At 64.3% G+C, this 14,573-nt stretch carries 15 protein-coding genes and 1 tRNA gene; 10 read left to right on the top strand and 6 right to left on the bottom strand.

The annotated features are described in order from the left end of the window. Window positions 1-31 precede the first annotated feature (31 nt). From KUF59_RS25325 to KUF59_RS25315, 3 genes are all read left to right on the top strand, one after another. Window positions 32-1,249: a GGDEF domain-containing protein gene (locus KUF59_RS25325; protein WP_212460893.1), complete on the top strand. Its 1,218-nt coding sequence runs from the start codon at window positions 32-34 to the stop codon at window positions 1,247-1,249. Between the two features lie 57 nt (window positions 1,250-1,306). Beyond that, window positions 1,307-1,543, top strand: coding sequence for a hypothetical protein (locus KUF59_RS25320; RefSeq protein WP_212460892.1), 237 nt, complete (start codon window positions 1,307-1,309; stop codon window positions 1,541-1,543). A gap of 102 nt (window positions 1,544-1,645) precedes the next feature. Next, complete coding sequence (locus KUF59_RS25315; RefSeq protein WP_212460891.1) at window positions 1,646-1,942, top strand: antibiotic biosynthesis monooxygenase family protein; 297 nt, start codon at window positions 1,646-1,648, stop codon at window positions 1,940-1,942. Window positions 1,943-1,946: 4 nt separating this feature from the next. On the opposite strand, the gene KUF59_RS25310 is transcribed toward KUF59_RS25315, so the two are convergent. Next, a complete protein-coding gene (locus KUF59_RS25310) occupies window positions 1,947-3,062 on the bottom strand; it encodes an AI-2E family transporter (protein ID WP_258767218.1) in 1,116 nt (371 codons plus the stop codon). Window positions 3,063-3,197: 135 nt separating this feature from the next. Between KUF59_RS25310 and KUF59_RS25305 the strand changes: the two genes are divergently transcribed. Together KUF59_RS25305 and KUF59_RS25300 are read left to right on the top strand one after the other, a co-directional pair. Beyond that, window positions 3,198-3,911, top strand: coding sequence for a hypothetical protein (locus tag KUF59_RS25305; RefSeq protein WP_212460889.1), 714 nt, complete (start codon window positions 3,198-3,200; stop codon window positions 3,909-3,911). A gap of 89 nt (window positions 3,912-4,000) precedes the next feature. Continuing rightward, a complete protein-coding gene (locus KUF59_RS25300) occupies window positions 4,001-4,774 on the top strand; it encodes a gamma-glutamyl-gamma-aminobutyrate hydrolase family protein (protein WP_212460888.1) in 774 nt (257 codons plus the stop codon). Between the two features lie 221 nt (window positions 4,775-4,995). Here the strand turns inward: KUF59_RS25300 and KUF59_RS25295 are convergent, their stop codons facing one another. The 4 genes from KUF59_RS25295 to KUF59_RS25280 all read right to left on the bottom strand — a co-directional run bounded on the left by KUF59_RS25295 (window position 4,996) and on the right by KUF59_RS25280 (window position 8,183). After that, window positions 4,996-5,874 carry a hypothetical protein gene (locus KUF59_RS25295; RefSeq protein WP_212460887.1) on the bottom strand — a complete coding sequence of 293 codons (879 nt, stop codon included), beginning with the start codon at window positions 5,872-5,874 and terminating at the stop codon, window positions 4,996-4,998. Window positions 5,875-5,916: 42 nt separating this feature from the next. Beyond that, window positions 5,917-6,042, bottom strand: coding sequence for a hypothetical protein (locus KUF59_RS25290; RefSeq protein WP_258767217.1), 126 nt, complete (start codon window positions 6,040-6,042; stop codon window positions 5,917-5,919). A gap of 238 nt (window positions 6,043-6,280) precedes the next feature. After that, window positions 6,281-7,690 (bottom strand): type I glutamate--ammonia ligase, encoded by a 1,410-nt coding sequence (gene glnA, locus KUF59_RS25285; protein ID WP_212460886.1) that lies wholly within the window; start codon window positions 7,688-7,690, stop codon window positions 6,281-6,283. A 154-nt stretch (window positions 7,691-7,844) separates the two neighbouring features. Next, a complete protein-coding gene (locus KUF59_RS25280; protein WP_007603495.1) occupies window positions 7,845-8,183 on the bottom strand; it encodes a P-II family nitrogen regulator in 339 nt (112 codons plus the stop codon). A gap of 379 nt (window positions 8,184-8,562) precedes the next feature. On the opposite strand from KUF59_RS25280, the gene KUF59_RS25275 reads away from it, so the two are divergent. Both KUF59_RS25275 and KUF59_RS25270 read left to right on the top strand, forming a co-directional pair. Further along, window positions 8,563-10,062 carry an NAD(P)H-hydrate dehydratase gene (locus tag KUF59_RS25275; RefSeq protein ID WP_212460885.1) on the top strand — a complete coding sequence of 500 codons (1,500 nt, stop codon included), beginning with the start codon at window positions 8,563-8,565 and terminating at the stop codon, window positions 10,060-10,062. Beyond that, the gene (locus tag KUF59_RS25270; RefSeq protein WP_212460884.1) at window positions 10,062-10,505 is read left to right on the top strand and encodes a GNAT family N-acetyltransferase; all 444 of its coding nucleotides are present in this window, start codon (window positions 10,062-10,064) and stop codon (window positions 10,503-10,505) included. Before KUF59_RS25275 ends, KUF59_RS25270 begins: the two co-directional genes overlap by 1 nt. Here the strand turns inward: KUF59_RS25270 and KUF59_RS25265 are convergent, their stop codons facing one another. Beyond that, entirely contained in the window at window positions 10,506-11,774 is a 1,269-nt protein-coding gene (locus KUF59_RS25265; RefSeq protein ID WP_249140605.1) for a multicopper oxidase family protein, read from the bottom strand. It lies immediately after the preceding gene. A gap of 195 nt (window positions 11,775-11,969) precedes the next feature. Between KUF59_RS25265 and KUF59_RS25260 the strand changes: the two genes are divergently transcribed. The 3 genes from KUF59_RS25260 (at window position 11,970) to KUF59_RS25250 (ending at window position 14,515) form a co-directional block, all read left to right on the top strand. Next, window positions 11,970-12,054 (top strand) — tRNA-Leu (locus KUF59_RS25260). Window positions 12,055-12,237: 183 nt separating this feature from the next. Further along, entirely contained in the window at window positions 12,238-13,599 is a 1,362-nt protein-coding gene (gene tig, locus KUF59_RS25255; RefSeq protein ID WP_212460883.1) for a trigger factor, read from the top strand. 280 nt (window positions 13,600-13,879) lie between these two features. Continuing rightward, window positions 13,880-14,515 (top strand): ATP-dependent Clp protease proteolytic subunit, encoded by a 636-nt coding sequence (locus KUF59_RS25250; RefSeq protein ID WP_212460882.1) that lies wholly within the window; start codon window positions 13,880-13,882, stop codon window positions 14,513-14,515. Window positions 14,516-14,573: the final 58 nt, after the last annotated feature.

Genomic DNA, 14,573 nt, shown 5'->3' with positions numbered 1-14,573 from the left:
CGTCAAGGCTGTGTTCAAAGGGGGCTGACAGATGTCGCTCGATAGCATCACGCTCTATTTGGTTGCCACCATGATCGCCGCACTTCTCGGCGCCATGCTGGTGTTCTTCGGCAAGCAGGAGAAGAGTCCCGCACTGAAATGGTGGGGCGCTGCCTATCTGCTCGGTGCGACCTCCGTCGCAATATGGACCGCGGCCGGCGACAAGCTCGGTGCGCATCTTTACCTTGCGATGAACGCGGTCGGCTTCGTCGCCTGCGGCATGGTGTGGAACGCCGCGCGCGTCTTCCACGGTCGCAGGCCGAACTGGCCGGGCCTCGTGATCGGCGCGCTCGCCTGGGCCGCGGCCGTGACGCTGCTCGATCCGGCCGCGTCCACGCTGCGCATGATGGTCGGCGCCGGCATCGTCTCGGTCTATGCGGCGCTGACCGCGAGCGAACTCTGGGTCGAGCGGCGCAAGAGCCTGCAGCGGCGCTGGCCGGCCTTTGTCGTGCCTGTCATGCACGGCTGCGTGCTGATGCTGCCGATCCTGATCGGCGGCTTCCTGCGGCCGAACGATCCGCACTTCTCCACCAGCATCTGGGTGACGGTGTTCGCGGTCGAGCTTGTGCTCTATGCCGTCGGCACCGTGTTCGTGATCTTCATGCTGGTGTCGGAGCGCACGGTGACCGCGCACCGGACGGCAGCCTCGACCGACCCGTTGACCGGCATGTTGAATCGCCGCGGCTTCTCCGAGGCGTGCGCCCGCGTCATCGATCGCGAAGCACGGGGCGGGCGTCCGGTGACCGTGATGATCTTCGACATCGATCACTTCAAGTCGATCAACGACCGCTTCGGCCATCCCGCCGGCGACGAGATGCTGAAACTGTTCTCGACCGTCGTGGTGACCAACCTGCGCATCTCCGACCTGTCGGGCCGCATCGGCGGCGAGGAGTTTGCAGCACTCCTGCCGTGCTCGCTGGAAGAGGGCGTGCTGGTCGCCGAGCGGGTGCGCGAAGCCTTCGAGATGTCCGGCGTCGTCGTCGACGAAGCGCCGGTCGACACCACAGTCAGCATCGGCGTTGCAGGCGGTCCCGCCGGCACCGAGCTCGAAGTGCTGCTGGCGTCGGCCGACACCGCGCTCTACCAGGCCAAGCGTGGCGGTCGCAATCGCGTCGAGGCGGCCGAGGAGTTGCCGCTATCGCTGGAAAACTGGCGGCGGCAGAGTGCGGCCAAGATCGGCGCGCCGCGGCCACAGCCTGCGATCGCATGAGGTCACGGCGGCTTGCGATAACCTGCTGTTTACCATTCGCTCCCTACCATTCCGGTCATGGAGCAGGTCCGTCAACAGAGCTCGCAAGCCGCCCTGATGTCGCTGGAAGCAGCCGCAGCTTCGGCACGTGGCGGCTTTGCCTGCATCTTCTCGACATCAGACGAATACGAGACGGCGCTGATCACCGAACGCCGCGCCCAAGGGCACTACGCCAAGGGGCAGGAACGCTGGCCGCTCGCGCTGTTTGTGGCTTGTGCGCTGGGAGTGGTGGGCGCCGTGCTGCTGTTCGGCTGACGAGCCACGTCGATTCAACGCATCGGGGCGCCGTTCCGGCGCCTTTTTCTTTTTTGGCACCTGCGCTAGACACGCCCGATCAAACAAAAAGGGTGGAAGCCGATGATTACCGAGATCGCGCAAATCGACGTCAAGCCGGGCTCCGAGAAGGATTTTGAAGCTGCCGTGACCAAGGCCAAGGCCGCCTTCGGCCGCTCCAAGGGCTTTCACGGTTTCGAGCTGCACAAGTCGATCGAGAAACCGCAGCGCTACCGGCTGATGGTGAAGTGGGAGACGCTGGAAAATCACACCGTCGATTTCCGCGGCTCGGAGAATTTTGCGGAATGGCGCGGCCTGGTCGGGCAGTACTTTGCCTCGCCGCCCGAGGTCGAGCACACCCAGACGGTGGTGACGACCTGAGGGCTCAGGCGGCCCGGGGCGACGCCTCATAGGTCTTGAAATGGTCGATCATGACCTTGGCGATGGCGATCAGGGGCAGCGCCAGTGCCAGGCCCCAGATGCCGAAGACCACGCCGAGCAGGATCTGGAATGCGAATAGCGTGGCAGGCGGAATGTCGAGCGCCTGCCGCTGCAGGATGGGCGTCAGCACGTAACTCTCCATCGCGTGCACGCCGAGAAACAGGATGAGGGCGCTGAGCGCTGCGACCCAGCCCGAGGCGAGGCTTGCCAGCACGACGACGACGCCGGCGATGATCGCGCCGACGGTTGGGATGAAGGCGAGCAGCCCGGCCTGAATGCCCAGGATGAAGGAGCCGGGGATGCCCATGACGGCAAGCCCGATCCAGGTCACGGCGCCGACCGCCAGCATGACGATGATCTGCGCGATCAGCCAGCGTTCCAAAGTCTCGCTGATGCCGTCGATGATGATGGCGGTGCGCCCGCGCATTTTGGCCGGCGCGATGAAAAGCAGCCCGTCGTGATAGAGGCTGGGCTGCGCCGCGAAGGCGAGCCCGAGAAACAGCACGATGAAGAAGTTGCCGACGGCGCTGATCGTGCCGAGCAGCAGCTTGAAGGTCTGGCTGACGATCGCCCCGCCGCTGGACGCCAGCGCGCCGGCGCTCGGCAGTGACGGATGCGACGGCGTCGTGGCTGATGCGTCGGAGGCGGCCGGTGTCGTCGTGTTGCCGATGTCGAAGAAGCTGGTGTCGATGCCGTGGCTGTCGAGAAAGGCTTTGACGCCTCCGAGTTGCGACTTGATGGTCTTGCTGAGCGCGGAGGCCTGGTCGGCAATGGTGGCGCCGCCGAGATAGACGACGCCCGCAAGCAGCAGGGCGAGCACCACGCAGACGATCGCGAGCCGGACGGGATGGGCCAAGTTGACGAAACGGCCGAGCGCGTTGGTCAGCGCATTCAAGGCCACGCCGAGCAGCATGCCCGTGAAGATCAGGAGCAGGGTCGCGGCAAAATGCCAGGTGAAGAGCAGGAGCGTCGCAAACAGCACCACGCCGATGCCGCCGACGCAGATCGCCCAGGCCAGATCACTGCGGGTCCGGGATCGTTCGTCGGCGGAGGATGTCACGTGATGTCCTTTGCAAGCTGGAAGAATCACTCTTTCGTCAAACGCGGCCGGGATCAAGCCGCCTCACACACGCCGGTTTGACGGTGCAACGCCGGTCGTGCAAAGCGATAGCGGGAGATACAGGGTGGGCGCGGCTTGAGTTTCATCGGCAAATGGATCGGCGTGCTTGGCCTGCTCGCGGTGCTGGTCGCCGGCGACCAGATCCGCATTCACCGGCCCGGCCACAAATACCGGCTCACCGTCGAGGTCGAGACGCCGGCCGGGATCAAGAGCGCCTCCAGTGTCCTGGCCGTGGTGCCTGACCGGGGCTACAGCCGCGGCGGCAAGACCGTGACCCATGGCGAGGCCGTATTCGTCGACCTCGGCGAAGACCACGGCCAGCGCAAGAACCTGGTGGCGCTGCTCGCCCATCTCGGCAAGGCCCTCGATCTCGACGACGTCAACTACGTCGCGCTGCGTGCCTATGGCGCCGCGCGCGGCAGCCGGGTTTCCTTCAACGAGCTGAGCCGCCTGTCCGGCATCGTGCCGGTGCAGGGGCCGCTGATCCCCGTGCTCGTGACGTTTGGCGACCCCAACAATCCCGCAACAGCTCGCACCGTGGCTCCGGACCAGCTCGAGGCGGTGCTCGGTGCCGGCTACAAGCTCCATGGCCTCTCCGCCGAGATCGTGCCCAACGGGTTTTGGCCGATCGACTTTGGCGGGGCGCTGGGCGAGCCGGTCACGCGCGGAATCACCGCGAAATTGCCCTGGCTGGCCGGGACCGGCGAGCCTGCTGCGGCCGCGCTCAAGGCCGCCGGCCTGACCGCCAGCGCCCCGATCGAGCCCCGCGAGGCATTTACGCGAAAATAGCAGGGCGGTCCCGCAGGCCAGCCAGTTGATATTTTCTCCTCCATGGGCATCCTTGCAGAATCTTTTCCGCGGGAGGTCTGACGAGGGAGATGAAAAAGCCGGTCGTCGGCGTGATCGGGAACAGCCATCGCGTCGAAAATCGATTCCAGGTCCAGATGGTCGGCGAGCGCAATCTGCGCGCGGTTGCCGAGGTCTCCGGCGCCGTGCCGCTGATGTTTGCGGGCTCGCCCGACATCACAGACATCAGTGCGCTGCTCGATGTCGTCGACGGCATCGTGCTCACCGGCGCCCGTGCCAATGTTCATCCGACCCGCTTCAACGTCGACCCCTGCGAGAAGCATGAGCCCTACGACATCCATCGCGACGAGGTGGCGCTGGCGCTGTCGGTCGCCTGCGTCGCCCGCGGCATTCCGCTGTTCGGCATCTGCCGCGGCCTGCAGGAGATGAACGTCGCCTTCGGCGGCTCGCTGCATCCGGAAATCCGCGAGATTCCCGGCCGCATGAACCATCGCATGCCGCGCCTGGAGAACGGCGAGATCCATCCCGATCCCACGGTCGTGTTCGCCGACCGTCACGATGTCGACCTCATCCCCGGCGGCGCGTTCGCAACGATTTTGGGCTGCGAGAGGATCAAGGTCAATTCGCTGCACGGCCAGGGCATTTTGGAGCCGGGCCAGCGCGTGGTCGTCGAGGGCGTCGCCGACGATGGGACGATCGAGGCGATCCGCATCGCGGACGCGCCGACCTTTGCGCTCGGCGTGCAATGGCACGCCGAATACGACCCGCAGCGCAATCCGATCAACCGCGCCCTGTTCGAGGCGTTTGGCGACGCGCTGCTGGCGCGGCGGCGGGCGGCGGCGTAGGGTACGACAAGCTCGACATTCTCGCCACGCTCGTCGAGAGATACGAGAACGAGGATCGACCCTGGAGGTGTCGGTCGGCCAAACGTTTTCCGAGATATTGAATCGGAGGCGAGCGCTGACGGTGGAAATGATCTTCAGGATCAGCGAAGCCTGGAAGGTGCCGGCGGAGCTTTTGATCAGGCCGTATCGATTGAGAGCCGCCTGACGAACCACGCCGGTCGTTACTTCGGTTGCTCCGCCTCCTGCGGACCTTGCGCGACCTTCACATGGTCGGGTTGAGCGGGCAGTATCGGCTCGACGATGTTGAACAGTACGAAATTGGCGACGCGCCCGAGTGCGGTTCGCGGCAGAACGCGTTGAAAGCGTCCGGTCGGCGGTGCGAGGCAGATCGGCGTCATCGAGATGCCGTATTTCAGCGCTGCCCCGGCGAACAATCGGCCCTGCCTGTCGACGACGGCCTGGTCCGCCTGTGCCTCGACCGCAAGCTTGACGATGTCCTTGATGTTTTCGTTCGTGGTCTTCGCCGCCAGCTTGCTCTCGGCGTCCCGATCCAGCTTGTACTCGGCTGTGGCCTGCAGAATTTTCTGCCCCTGGCATACGTAACCGCCGGCATGGATGTATTGCATGGCGACTTCATTGCATTCGGGCTTCTTCATCAGCTTGGCGAAGATAGCCCAATTGGGGCCGAGCGGAATTTCCTCCAGAACAACGTCGGTCAGGGAGGAGCGCACCTTCGCCACATAGCTCTTGTCGGCCGTGTCGTGAAACAGCCAGCCGAGGTCAACTTCAACGCCTGTGGCGAAGCGCCCTTTGCGTTCGAGACTTTCCTGCATCTCCCAACTCCGCGAGGAGACCACCGCATCCTCGAGATCGGCCTTGTCGGCGTGACAGATCGCCTTGAAGTCCTTCACCTGGGCGTCGACGTAATAGAGCGATCCGACGCTCATCAGGTTGGACGGCGGATTGATCGGTTGGAATCCGTATTGGCGCAGCGTGTCGCCGAGGGGGTCATCGCTGGGGCTCGTTTCATAGTACGCCGCCAGCGGAGCGGCCACCGTCATACCGATCGCGGCGAGTGCAAAAATGGTCAACTTTCGCATGACTGCCTCCTCTCGTCGGGCCCACGCGTCTGGCTATGACGTTCATCGGCCGGGGCAGCAGGCGCCGCCGCAGCTGAAATAGCCCGCCGGACAAGCGGATGCCGGAGTGACGGCGTAGATCGTCGTCAGGATCGATACGAGCATTCCGAGAATCTTGATTGTACGCATGACTCTCTCCCGGTGTGTAACAGAGCACGCAACTGCGTCCTCAATCACCGCGGATCATACGAGGGATTGCCATTTGAAGTTGTGAAGAGGTTCACACGGCCGGATCGCATCTTGAGCACGGAACCCATCATTCGCAGGAGCGGCAGGTCGGGCGCTCGTGCCGCGCTTGCAGGCGGCCCCAAAACGAAAAGGCGCCCCTTTCGGAGCGCCTTTTGCTTTGTCGTCTCTCGGGACCCGATCAGCCCGAATAGTACATGTCGAACTCGACCGGGTGCGGGGTCATCTCGAAGCGGGCGACTTCGGTCATCTTCAGCTCTATGTAGCTGTCGATGAAGTCGTCGTCGAACACGCCGCCGGCTTTCAGGAAGGCGCGGTCCTTGTCGAGGTTTTCCAGCGCCTCGCGCAAGCTGCCGCACACGGTCGGGATCTGCTTCAGCTCTTCCTTCGGCAGGTCGTAGAGGTCCTTGTCCATCGCCGGACCCGGATCGATCTTGTTCTTGATGCCGTCGAGGCCTGCCATCAGCATCGCGGCGAAACCGAGATAGGGGTTGGCGAGCGGATCAGGGAAGCGCACCTCGACACGCTTGGCCTTCGGCGAAGCGGTGTAGGGGATGCGGCAGGAGGCCGAGCGGTTGCGCGCGGAGTAGGCGAGCAGCACCGGCGCCTCATAGCCCGGGACCAGACGCTTGTAGGAGTTGGTCGTCGGGTTGGTGAAGGCGTTGATCGCCTTGGCGTGCTTGATGATGCCGCCGATATAGTGGAGGCAGGTCTCCGACAGGTCGGCATATTTGTTGCCGGCGAACACCGGCTTGCCTTCCTTCCAGATCGACTGATGGACGTGCATGCCCGAGCCGTTATCGCCATAGACCGGCTTCGGCATGAAGGTGGCGGTCTTGCCGTAGATGTGCGCGACCTGATGGATGCAGTATTTGTAGATCTGCAGATGGTCGGCCATCAGCGTCAGCGTGTCGAACTTCATGCCGAGCTCGTGCTGGGCGGACGCCACCTCGTGGTGATGCTTCTCGACCTTGACGCCCATCTTGGCCATGGCGCCGAGCATTTCGGAGCGCATGTCCTGCACGGAGTCCTGCGGCGGCACCGGGAAGTAGCCGCCCTTGGTGCGGACGCGGTGGCCGAGATTGCCGCCCTCATATTCGGTGGCGGAATTGGTCGGCAGTTCCGAGGAGTCGAGCCGGAAACCGGTGTTGTAGGGGTCTGAGGAGAAACGCACGTCGTCGAACACGAAGAACTCGGCTTCGGGGCCGACAAAGACGGTGTCGCCGACGCCCATCGACTTCACCATGGCTTCTGCTTTCTTCGCCATGCCGCGGGGGTCGCGGTTGTAGGGCTCGCCGGTGGTCGGCTCGAGCACGTCGCAGATGATGACCATGGTGGTTTCGGCGAAGAACGGATCGATCGTCGCGGTGACGGGATCCGGCATCAGGCACATGTCGGATTCATTGATGGCCTTCCAGCCGGCGATCGAGGAACCGTCGAACATCTGGCCCTCGGCAAAGGTGTCCTCTTCGATCATGCTGACGTCGAAGGTCACGTGCTGCCACTTGCCGCGCGGATCGGTGAAACGGAGGTCGACGTATTTGACGTCGTTATCCTTGATCGCTTTCAGGACGTCTTTGGCGGTCTTCATGCATACCCCTTTTTGGCTCTGCGGGTCGGTTTCCAGACTACGAGCGACGTTGTTCTCGCTTCGTGAGGCGCGCGAGTGCACAAACGAAATCAGGCCGCCGAAGCAGCCTTATTTCTTTAGGTAGAGTGTCGCAAGATTCCGGATAGCACCCGGCTCAGATAGCGTCCAGCCCGGATTCGCCGGTTCGGATGCGGATCGCTTCCTCGATGTTGGAGACGAAGATTTTGCCGTCGCCAATGCGACCGGTTTGTGCCGCGCGGCGGATGGCGTCGATCGCGCGCTCGACCAGGTCGTCCCCGATCACGATCTCGATCTTCACCTTGGGCAGGAAGTCGACGATGTATTCGGCACCGCGGTACAGTTCGGCGTGGCCCTTCTGACGTCCAAAACCCTTGGCCTCGGTGACGGTAATGCCCTGAAGTCCGACCTCCTGAAGCGCTTCCTTCACCTCGTCGAGCTTGAACGGCTTGATGATGGCTTCGATTTTCTTCACTGAGCGCCTCCCGGCCTTTCAATCAAATAGCAACGTCTTTGTCAGGGTGCGCTTGTTTCATGCGCGGATTTGTCTTCGCCGTCCCGGAATGCCTGACCAGGCCGGGCGGCGGCCGGTCACACCTACATGAATGCCAGTGAGCACGACGAACCGAAGTGGCTTCCTCGAAAGCAGGGTCTATGCCAAGTTGTATTTACCCTGATTTTTGGAGCATTATCAGCCTTTTAACGGGCATCCCTAGAAGGTGGGACCAACAGTCTCAAAATACCGAAGACTATGAAATAGGCAAACAGTTCAATCTCTGTGCAAATGACCGTGTTGTGTTTCAGGTCGGCACAGAAAATGCCTGTTGAAAAGGCGTTTGTACCAGGGAAGTGGCATGGAAGTTCTAACCAACGCCGAAATGCAGCGGGCCGACCAGTTGACCATCGCGGCGGGCACGCCCGGCTTCGAGCTGATGCTGAGTGCGGGACAGGCGGTCGCTGAAGCCGCGCAAGCGCTGGTGGAGGAGGGGCCGATCCTGGTTGTGGCCGGGCCCGGAAACAATGGCGGCGACGGTTTTGTCGCAGCCGCCGAGCTTGCGGCGCAGGGCCGCGAGGTCTCGATCATCCTGATGTGCGAGCGCGATCAGCTCCAGGGCGATGCGGCCTCCGCTGCACGCGGCTGGAAGCATCCGGTGCTGCCGTTCAATCCGCAGGCGATCGGCCGGCCGTCCCTGATCATCGACGCGCTGTTTGGCGCAGGTCTCAGCCGTCCGCTCGAAGGCGAGGCGCGCGAGATGATCGAGGCGATCAACGCCAACGGCGCGCCGGTGCTTGCCGTCGACCTGCCGAGCGGCATCAACGGCGCCAGCGCGGCGGTGATGGGCGTCGCCGTCAACGCCGCCGAGACGGTCACCTTTTTCCGCAAGAAGCCGGCGCATCTGTTGTTGCCCGGACGCGTTCATTGCGGGCGCGTGCGCGTCGCCGACATCGGCATCGACGCGCAGGTGCTGGACGAGATCGCCCCGCAGGTCTTCGAGAACGACCCGGACTTTTGGGGACGCGCTTTCCCGGTGCCGAGGATTGACGGCCACAAATACGCCCGCGGTCACGTGCTTGCGGTCTCCGGCGATGCCGCTGCAACCGGCGCGGCGCGGCTTGCCGCACGCGGCGCACTGAGGTCAGGCGCCGGGCTCGTCACGCTGGCGACGCCCCGCGATGCGCTCGCGATCAATGCGGGTGCGCTGACCGCCGTGATGGTGCGCCCCGTCGATACCGCGATCGAGTTCGGCGCGCTGCTCGAGGACAAGCGCTACAACACCTGCATCATCGGTCCCGGAACCGGCACGGGCGAGCGCACCTGCGATTTCGTCCACACCGCGCTGTCGGCGCAGCGCCATCTCGTGCTCGACGCGGATGCGCTGACGAGCTTTGCCGCCAACCCCGAGCGCCTGTTCGAATCGATCAAGTCGTCGCACGACACCGGGGTCGTGCTGACGCCGCATGAGGGCGAGTTTCCGCGACTGTTCTCCGATCTCAGCAACAAGCATCCCGGCCGCTCCAAGCTCGAGCGCGTGCGCGCCGCCGCCGAGCGCTCCGGCGCGGTCGTGCTCTTGAAGGGTCCGGACACCACGATTGCCGCACCCGACGGCCGCGCGACGATCGCCGCGAACGCGCCGCGCTGGCTCGCCACCGCGGGCGCCGGTGATGTGCTCACGGGCATCATCGCGGGCCTCCTGGCGCAGGGCGTGCCCGCGTTCGAGGCCGCCAGCATCGGCGTCTGGATGCATGGCGAGGCAGCGCTCGAGGCCGGCCCCGGCCTGATCGCCGAAGACCTGACCGAGACGCTGCCGGCCGTGCACCGGCGGATCTATGATGCGCTCGGGGTGGAGTACTAGTGCTCAGACAGCTCGCGCTCACCGACATGGGCGCGGCTGCGCAGGTCCATCGGATTGCGTTTGATCACGCGATGCCGTGGCTGATTGGGCTGCACACGCCGGACGAGGACCGCTGGTTCTACCGCGAGCGTGTGTTCGCGACTTGCCGCGTGTGGGGACATTTTGACGATGGAGTCTTGAGCGGGATCATCGCTTTTCGCGACGGCTGGATCGACCAGCTCTACGTGCTGCCCGCTGCCCAGGGCTGCGGCGTCGGCACCGAACTCCTCAACGTCGCCAAACGCGCCTGCCAACGACTGGAGCTTTGGACCTTCCAGCGCAACGTGCGGGCACGGCGCTTCTATGAGGCAAACGGATTTGCGCTGGTCGAGCAAACCGACGGGGCGCGGAACGAGGAGAAAGAGCCCGACGCCCGCTACCTCTGGACCCGTGTGGGCCGGTAGTCACTCCACCGCGTACCAGCGCAGCAGCCGCGGCGCGGCCCAGTCGGTCGCAACGGACTCGATGAGATAGCGGCCGGGATAGGTCGCCGCGAACGCGATGCGGTGGGTCTGGCCGGGCTCAACCGCGAGCGTGTCGAGCCAGTAGGGCTTCCAGCCGTCGTCGAGCCGGTCGAGCAGGCGGAAGTGGTGGCCGTGCAGGTGGAAGACGGTTGCGACGGTGGCGGTGTTCTTGAGGGCCAGCACGACGGTGCGGCCGGCCTTGGCGCGGAAGGCGTGGGCCGAAGAGGCGGAGAAGTTTTGCGGGCGCGCCCATCCGCTGTCAGATGTCCCCAGCGCGACATCGAACCGCAGGGCGTTTTTGAGGCCGAGCTCGACCGGCAAACCGTTCGACGGCAGGGGTGAGGGTGTCGGCGGCCGGCTTGGCCGCAACTGCGGCTCGGTCGAGGTCACCAGCCGGGCGATGGGCCGGGCGTCCTTGCCGTCATGGAGCAGGATCGGTGAAGCGGAGCCGGGCGCGCCCGTCCCGTCCAGGAAGACGTCGGCCCGGCCGCCCGGCGCCAGCACCAGGGCGCCATTGCGGGCGACGAACGGTTCGGCGGGCTGGCCATCGAGCGCCATGATCGTCACCTCGATGCCGTCGATTTTCACCGCAATGACAGCGCGTTGGCAGCCATTGATCAAGCGCAGCCTCAGCCGCTCGTTCGCACGGAGGGTGAGGTCGGGCGCCACCTTGCCGTTGACGGTGTAGACCGGCGCGATCTCGGTGCCTGCGGCGCCGGGGATCATCGCCGTGCCATCAGGGTTTAGCCGCCAGTCCTCGACCAGAAACACCTCGTCGCGGTCGACCGCGGCCGGCTCGCTCTCCTGGACGATGACGGGAAGCGGCCGCGCCGGCTGCTTCAAGCCGTCTTCGAGCAGGCGAAGATCGACCATCAGGGTCCCGGCATGAGGGGTTGAAATAATTGAAGTTTCTTTCGCGCCGGCAGCGACCGGCTGGCGGTTCAGGAGGGGTTCGGCCGCGGCTGCGGCGTCGAGCCCGCGCCAGGAGAGGATTGCCGGGGACGGCAGGCCATTGTCGAAGGCGACCTCCTGACTTTGGCCACGCTTGAGCCGGAGGTCGGGGCCGGCGAATGACCAGACCGGCGTTGCGGGCCCATTTGGGCGAAGCGAGAGAGTGTCGGCCTTGGCCGTGAGCAGGCGAGCCTGCGAGGCGCGGACCGGTCTTGTCGGCAGCGCCGGGATCATGACGGCAGCGGCAATTCCGGCCATCAGTTCGCGTCGGTTCGGTCGGGATTCGTCGCTTGTCATCGGGCCAATGCGCACCATTTTTGAGGGTGGAAGTCCAGCCGCCTGAGGGGCGGCGGGACCTGCCCGCATCAGGCCATTTTTTTGCTGCGAACAGGCAGGCACATGCTATAAGCCCGGCCGCCCGCGGCATCGCGGCCGGTCTGGATGCAAATTCACGCGGGCGTGGCGGAACTGGTAGACGCGCTGGATTTAGGTTCCAGTGACGAAAGTTGTGGGGGTTCGAGTCCCTCCGCCCGCACCAAGCGCTCATCAGCGTTTGCACGAGGATTACCGAAGGACTTGTTCCTCATGGGCGAGATGCCCCTGAGGAGCCGGGTCTGACAAACCACCGGCGCAAGGCAACACGCCTTCCGCGCCGGATCGATTGATGACAAGCGTCGCGGCGTCCAAGCGCTGCGGCCGAACGAGAAGAAGATTGAACGCCATGCAGGTCACAGAGACCCTCGCGGAAGGATTGAAGCACGAGTTCAAGATCAGCGTCTCCGCGGCTGATCTCGATGCCAAGGCCGATGCCAAGCTCGTCGACCTCAAGGACAAGGTGAAGCTCAACGGCTTCCGTCCCGGCAAGGTGCCGGTCGCCCATCTGAAGAAGGTCTATGGCCGTTCGGTGATGGCCGAGACCATCGACCAGACCATCCGCGACACCAACACGCAGCTCTTCTCCGAGCGTGGCTTCCGGCTCGCGACCGAGCCGAAGATCACGATGCCGACCGAGCAGAAAGAGGTCGAGGAACTGCTGTCCGGCAAATCCGACCTGACCTACACGGTCGCGATCGAAGTGGTGCCGCCGATTGCGCTCGCCGACTTCAAGAGTTTTCAGGTCGAAAAGCCCGTCGCGGACGTCACCGACGCCGATGTCGACGAGGCGATCAAGCGCATTGCCGACTCGAACCGCAACTACTCGCCGAAGGGTGAGGGCGCCAAGGCGGAATCGGGCGATCGCGTCACCGTCAACTTCAAGGGCACCATCGACGGCGTGGCGTTCGAGGGCGGCACCGGCGAAGGCATCCAGGTTGTGATCGGCTCCAACACCTTCATTCCCGGCTTCGAGGACCAGCTCATCGGCATCGGTGCGGGCGAGACCCGCACGGTGAAGGCGGGCTTCCCCAAGAACTACGGCAACGCCAAGCTGGCCGGCCAGGCCGCCGAGTTCGAGACCACGGCAACGCTGGTCGAAGCGCCCCAGGACGTTGCGATCGACGACGAGTTCGCCAAGACGCTCGGCCTTGAATCGCTCGACAAGCTGAAGCAGGCCGCGCGCGAGCGGCTGGTCGCCGAGTTCGCCGGTGCGACGCGCCAGCGCGTCAAGCGCGCGCTGCTCGACCGTCTCGACGAGGCGCATCGCTTCGACGCGCCGCAGTCGCTCGTCGACGAGGAGTTCAATCTGATGTGGAACTCGGTGAAGGCCGAGATGGACTCGGCCGGCAAGACATTTGCCGACGAGGACACCACCGAGGACAAGGCGCGGGACGAGTATCGCAAGATCGCCGACCGCCGCGTGCGCCTCGGCCTCGTGCTCTCGGAGATCGGCGAGAAGAACAAGATCACCGTGACCGACGACGAGGTGGGTCGCGCGGTGATCGAGCGCGCGCGCTCGATGCCCGGCCGCGAAAAGGAAGTCTGGGACTTTTATCGCAACAATGCCAACGCGCTGGCCCAGCTTCGTGCCCCGATCTATGAAGACAAGGTGGTCGACTTCATCCTGGAGCTTGCCAACGTGACCGAGAAGAAGGTTGCGCGTGAGGACCTCTACAAGGACGACGAGGCGGACAAGCCCGCCGCCTGACGAAGGCGCGAAGCCTTCCATTAAGGATGATCCGCGGAAGGGCCCAGCTAGCCAGGTGGCCGGCTGGGCCTGTTCGCAAGAATCAGCTTCAACTGACTTCTCGGGTTAAGCCTTAATTCGTTCCGGTCTTGTCTCCGGTGAATTGGCCTATATCTGTCAAACCGTCTTTCAAGTCCTGCATCACGGGACGTGCATCAGCGCCCGGCATCCCAGCTCGAAACTGTCTTTCGAAACTGTCTTGCCGTAAAGCGATGTCCGCTCCGCCAACCCTAGGTGACTCATGCGCGATCCGGTCGAAACTTACATGAACCTCGTGCCCATGGTGGTCGAGCAGACCAACCGTGGCGAGCGCGCCTACGACATTTTCTCGCGCCTGTTGAAGGAGCGCATCATCTTCGTGACCGGGCCGGTCGAGGACGGCATGTCGACGCTGATCGTCGCGCAGCTCTTGTTCCTCGAAGCGGAAAATCCGAAGAAGGAAATCTCGATGTACATCAACTCGCCGGGCGGCGTGGTGACGTCGGGCCTTGCGATCTACGACACCATGCAGTTCATCCGCCCGCCGGTCTCGACGCTGTGCACCGGCCAGGCCGCCTCGATGGGCTCGCTGCTGCTCTGCGCCGGCGAGAAGGACATGCGTTTCACGCTGCCGAACTCGCGCATCATGGTGCACCAGCCCTCCGGCGGCTTCCAGGGCCAGGCCACCGACATCATGCTGCACGCGCAGGAGATCCTGAACCTGAAGAAGCGGCTCAACGAGATTTACGTGAAGCACACCGGCCAAACCTACAAGGCGATCGAGGACGCACTGGAGCGCGACAAGTTCCTCACCGCCACCGATGCCAAGGAGTTTGGTCTCGTCGACAAGGTGATCGACAAGCGCGCCGAGGAACCGGCGCCGACGAAAGCCCCGTAAGAGCCCGGAGCTTGCAACCAACGACCCCGGGGATGGCGCGAGCGCCCCCGGGATCGCA

Origin of the sequence: Bradyrhizobium arachidis, assembly GCF_024758505.1 — a bacterium.
GTDB lineage: Bacteria > Pseudomonadota > Alphaproteobacteria > Rhizobiales > Xanthobacteraceae > Bradyrhizobium > Bradyrhizobium manausense_C.
The sequence above is the reverse complement of the archived record's forward strand: the minus strand, read 5'-3'. Positions and strand labels throughout refer to the sequence as shown.

Bases quoted from the DNA above. Each gene is read 5' to 3' on its own strand.
- KUF59_RS25265 (WP_249140605.1), bottom strand. From the start codon at position 11,774: ATGGCCGGAATTGCCGCTGCCGTCATGATCCCGGCGCTGCCGACAAGA.
- KUF59_RS25295 (WP_212460887.1), bottom strand. From the start codon at position 5,874: ATGCGAAAGTTGACCATTTTTGCACTCGCCGCGATCGGTATGACGGTG.
- KUF59_RS25315 (WP_212460891.1), top strand. From the start codon at position 1,646: ATGATTACCGAGATCGCGCAAATCGACGTCAAGCCGGGCTCCGAGAAG.
- KUF59_RS25290 (WP_258767217.1), bottom strand. From the start codon at position 6,042: ATGCGTACAATCAAGATTCTCGGAATGCTCGTATCGATCCTGACGACG.
- KUF59_RS25250 (WP_212460882.1), top strand. From the start codon at position 13,880: ATGCGCGATCCGGTCGAAACTTACATGAACCTCGTGCCCATGGTGGTC.
- glnA (WP_212460886.1), bottom strand. From the start codon at position 7,690: ATGAAGACCGCCAAAGACGTCCTGAAAGCGATCAAGGATAACGACGTC.
- KUF59_RS25325 (WP_212460893.1), top strand. From the start codon at position 32: ATGTCGCTCGATAGCATCACGCTCTATTTGGTTGCCACCATGATCGCC.
- KUF59_RS25300 (WP_212460888.1), top strand. From the start codon at position 4,001: ATGAAAAAGCCGGTCGTCGGCGTGATCGGGAACAGCCATCGCGTCGAA.
- tig (WP_212460883.1), top strand. From the start codon at position 12,238: ATGCAGGTCACAGAGACCCTCGCGGAAGGATTGAAGCACGAGTTCAAG.
- KUF59_RS25320 (WP_212460892.1), top strand. From the start codon at position 1,307: ATGGAGCAGGTCCGTCAACAGAGCTCGCAAGCCGCCCTGATGTCGCTG.
- KUF59_RS25275 (WP_212460885.1), top strand. From the start codon at position 8,563: ATGGAAGTTCTAACCAACGCCGAAATGCAGCGGGCCGACCAGTTGACC.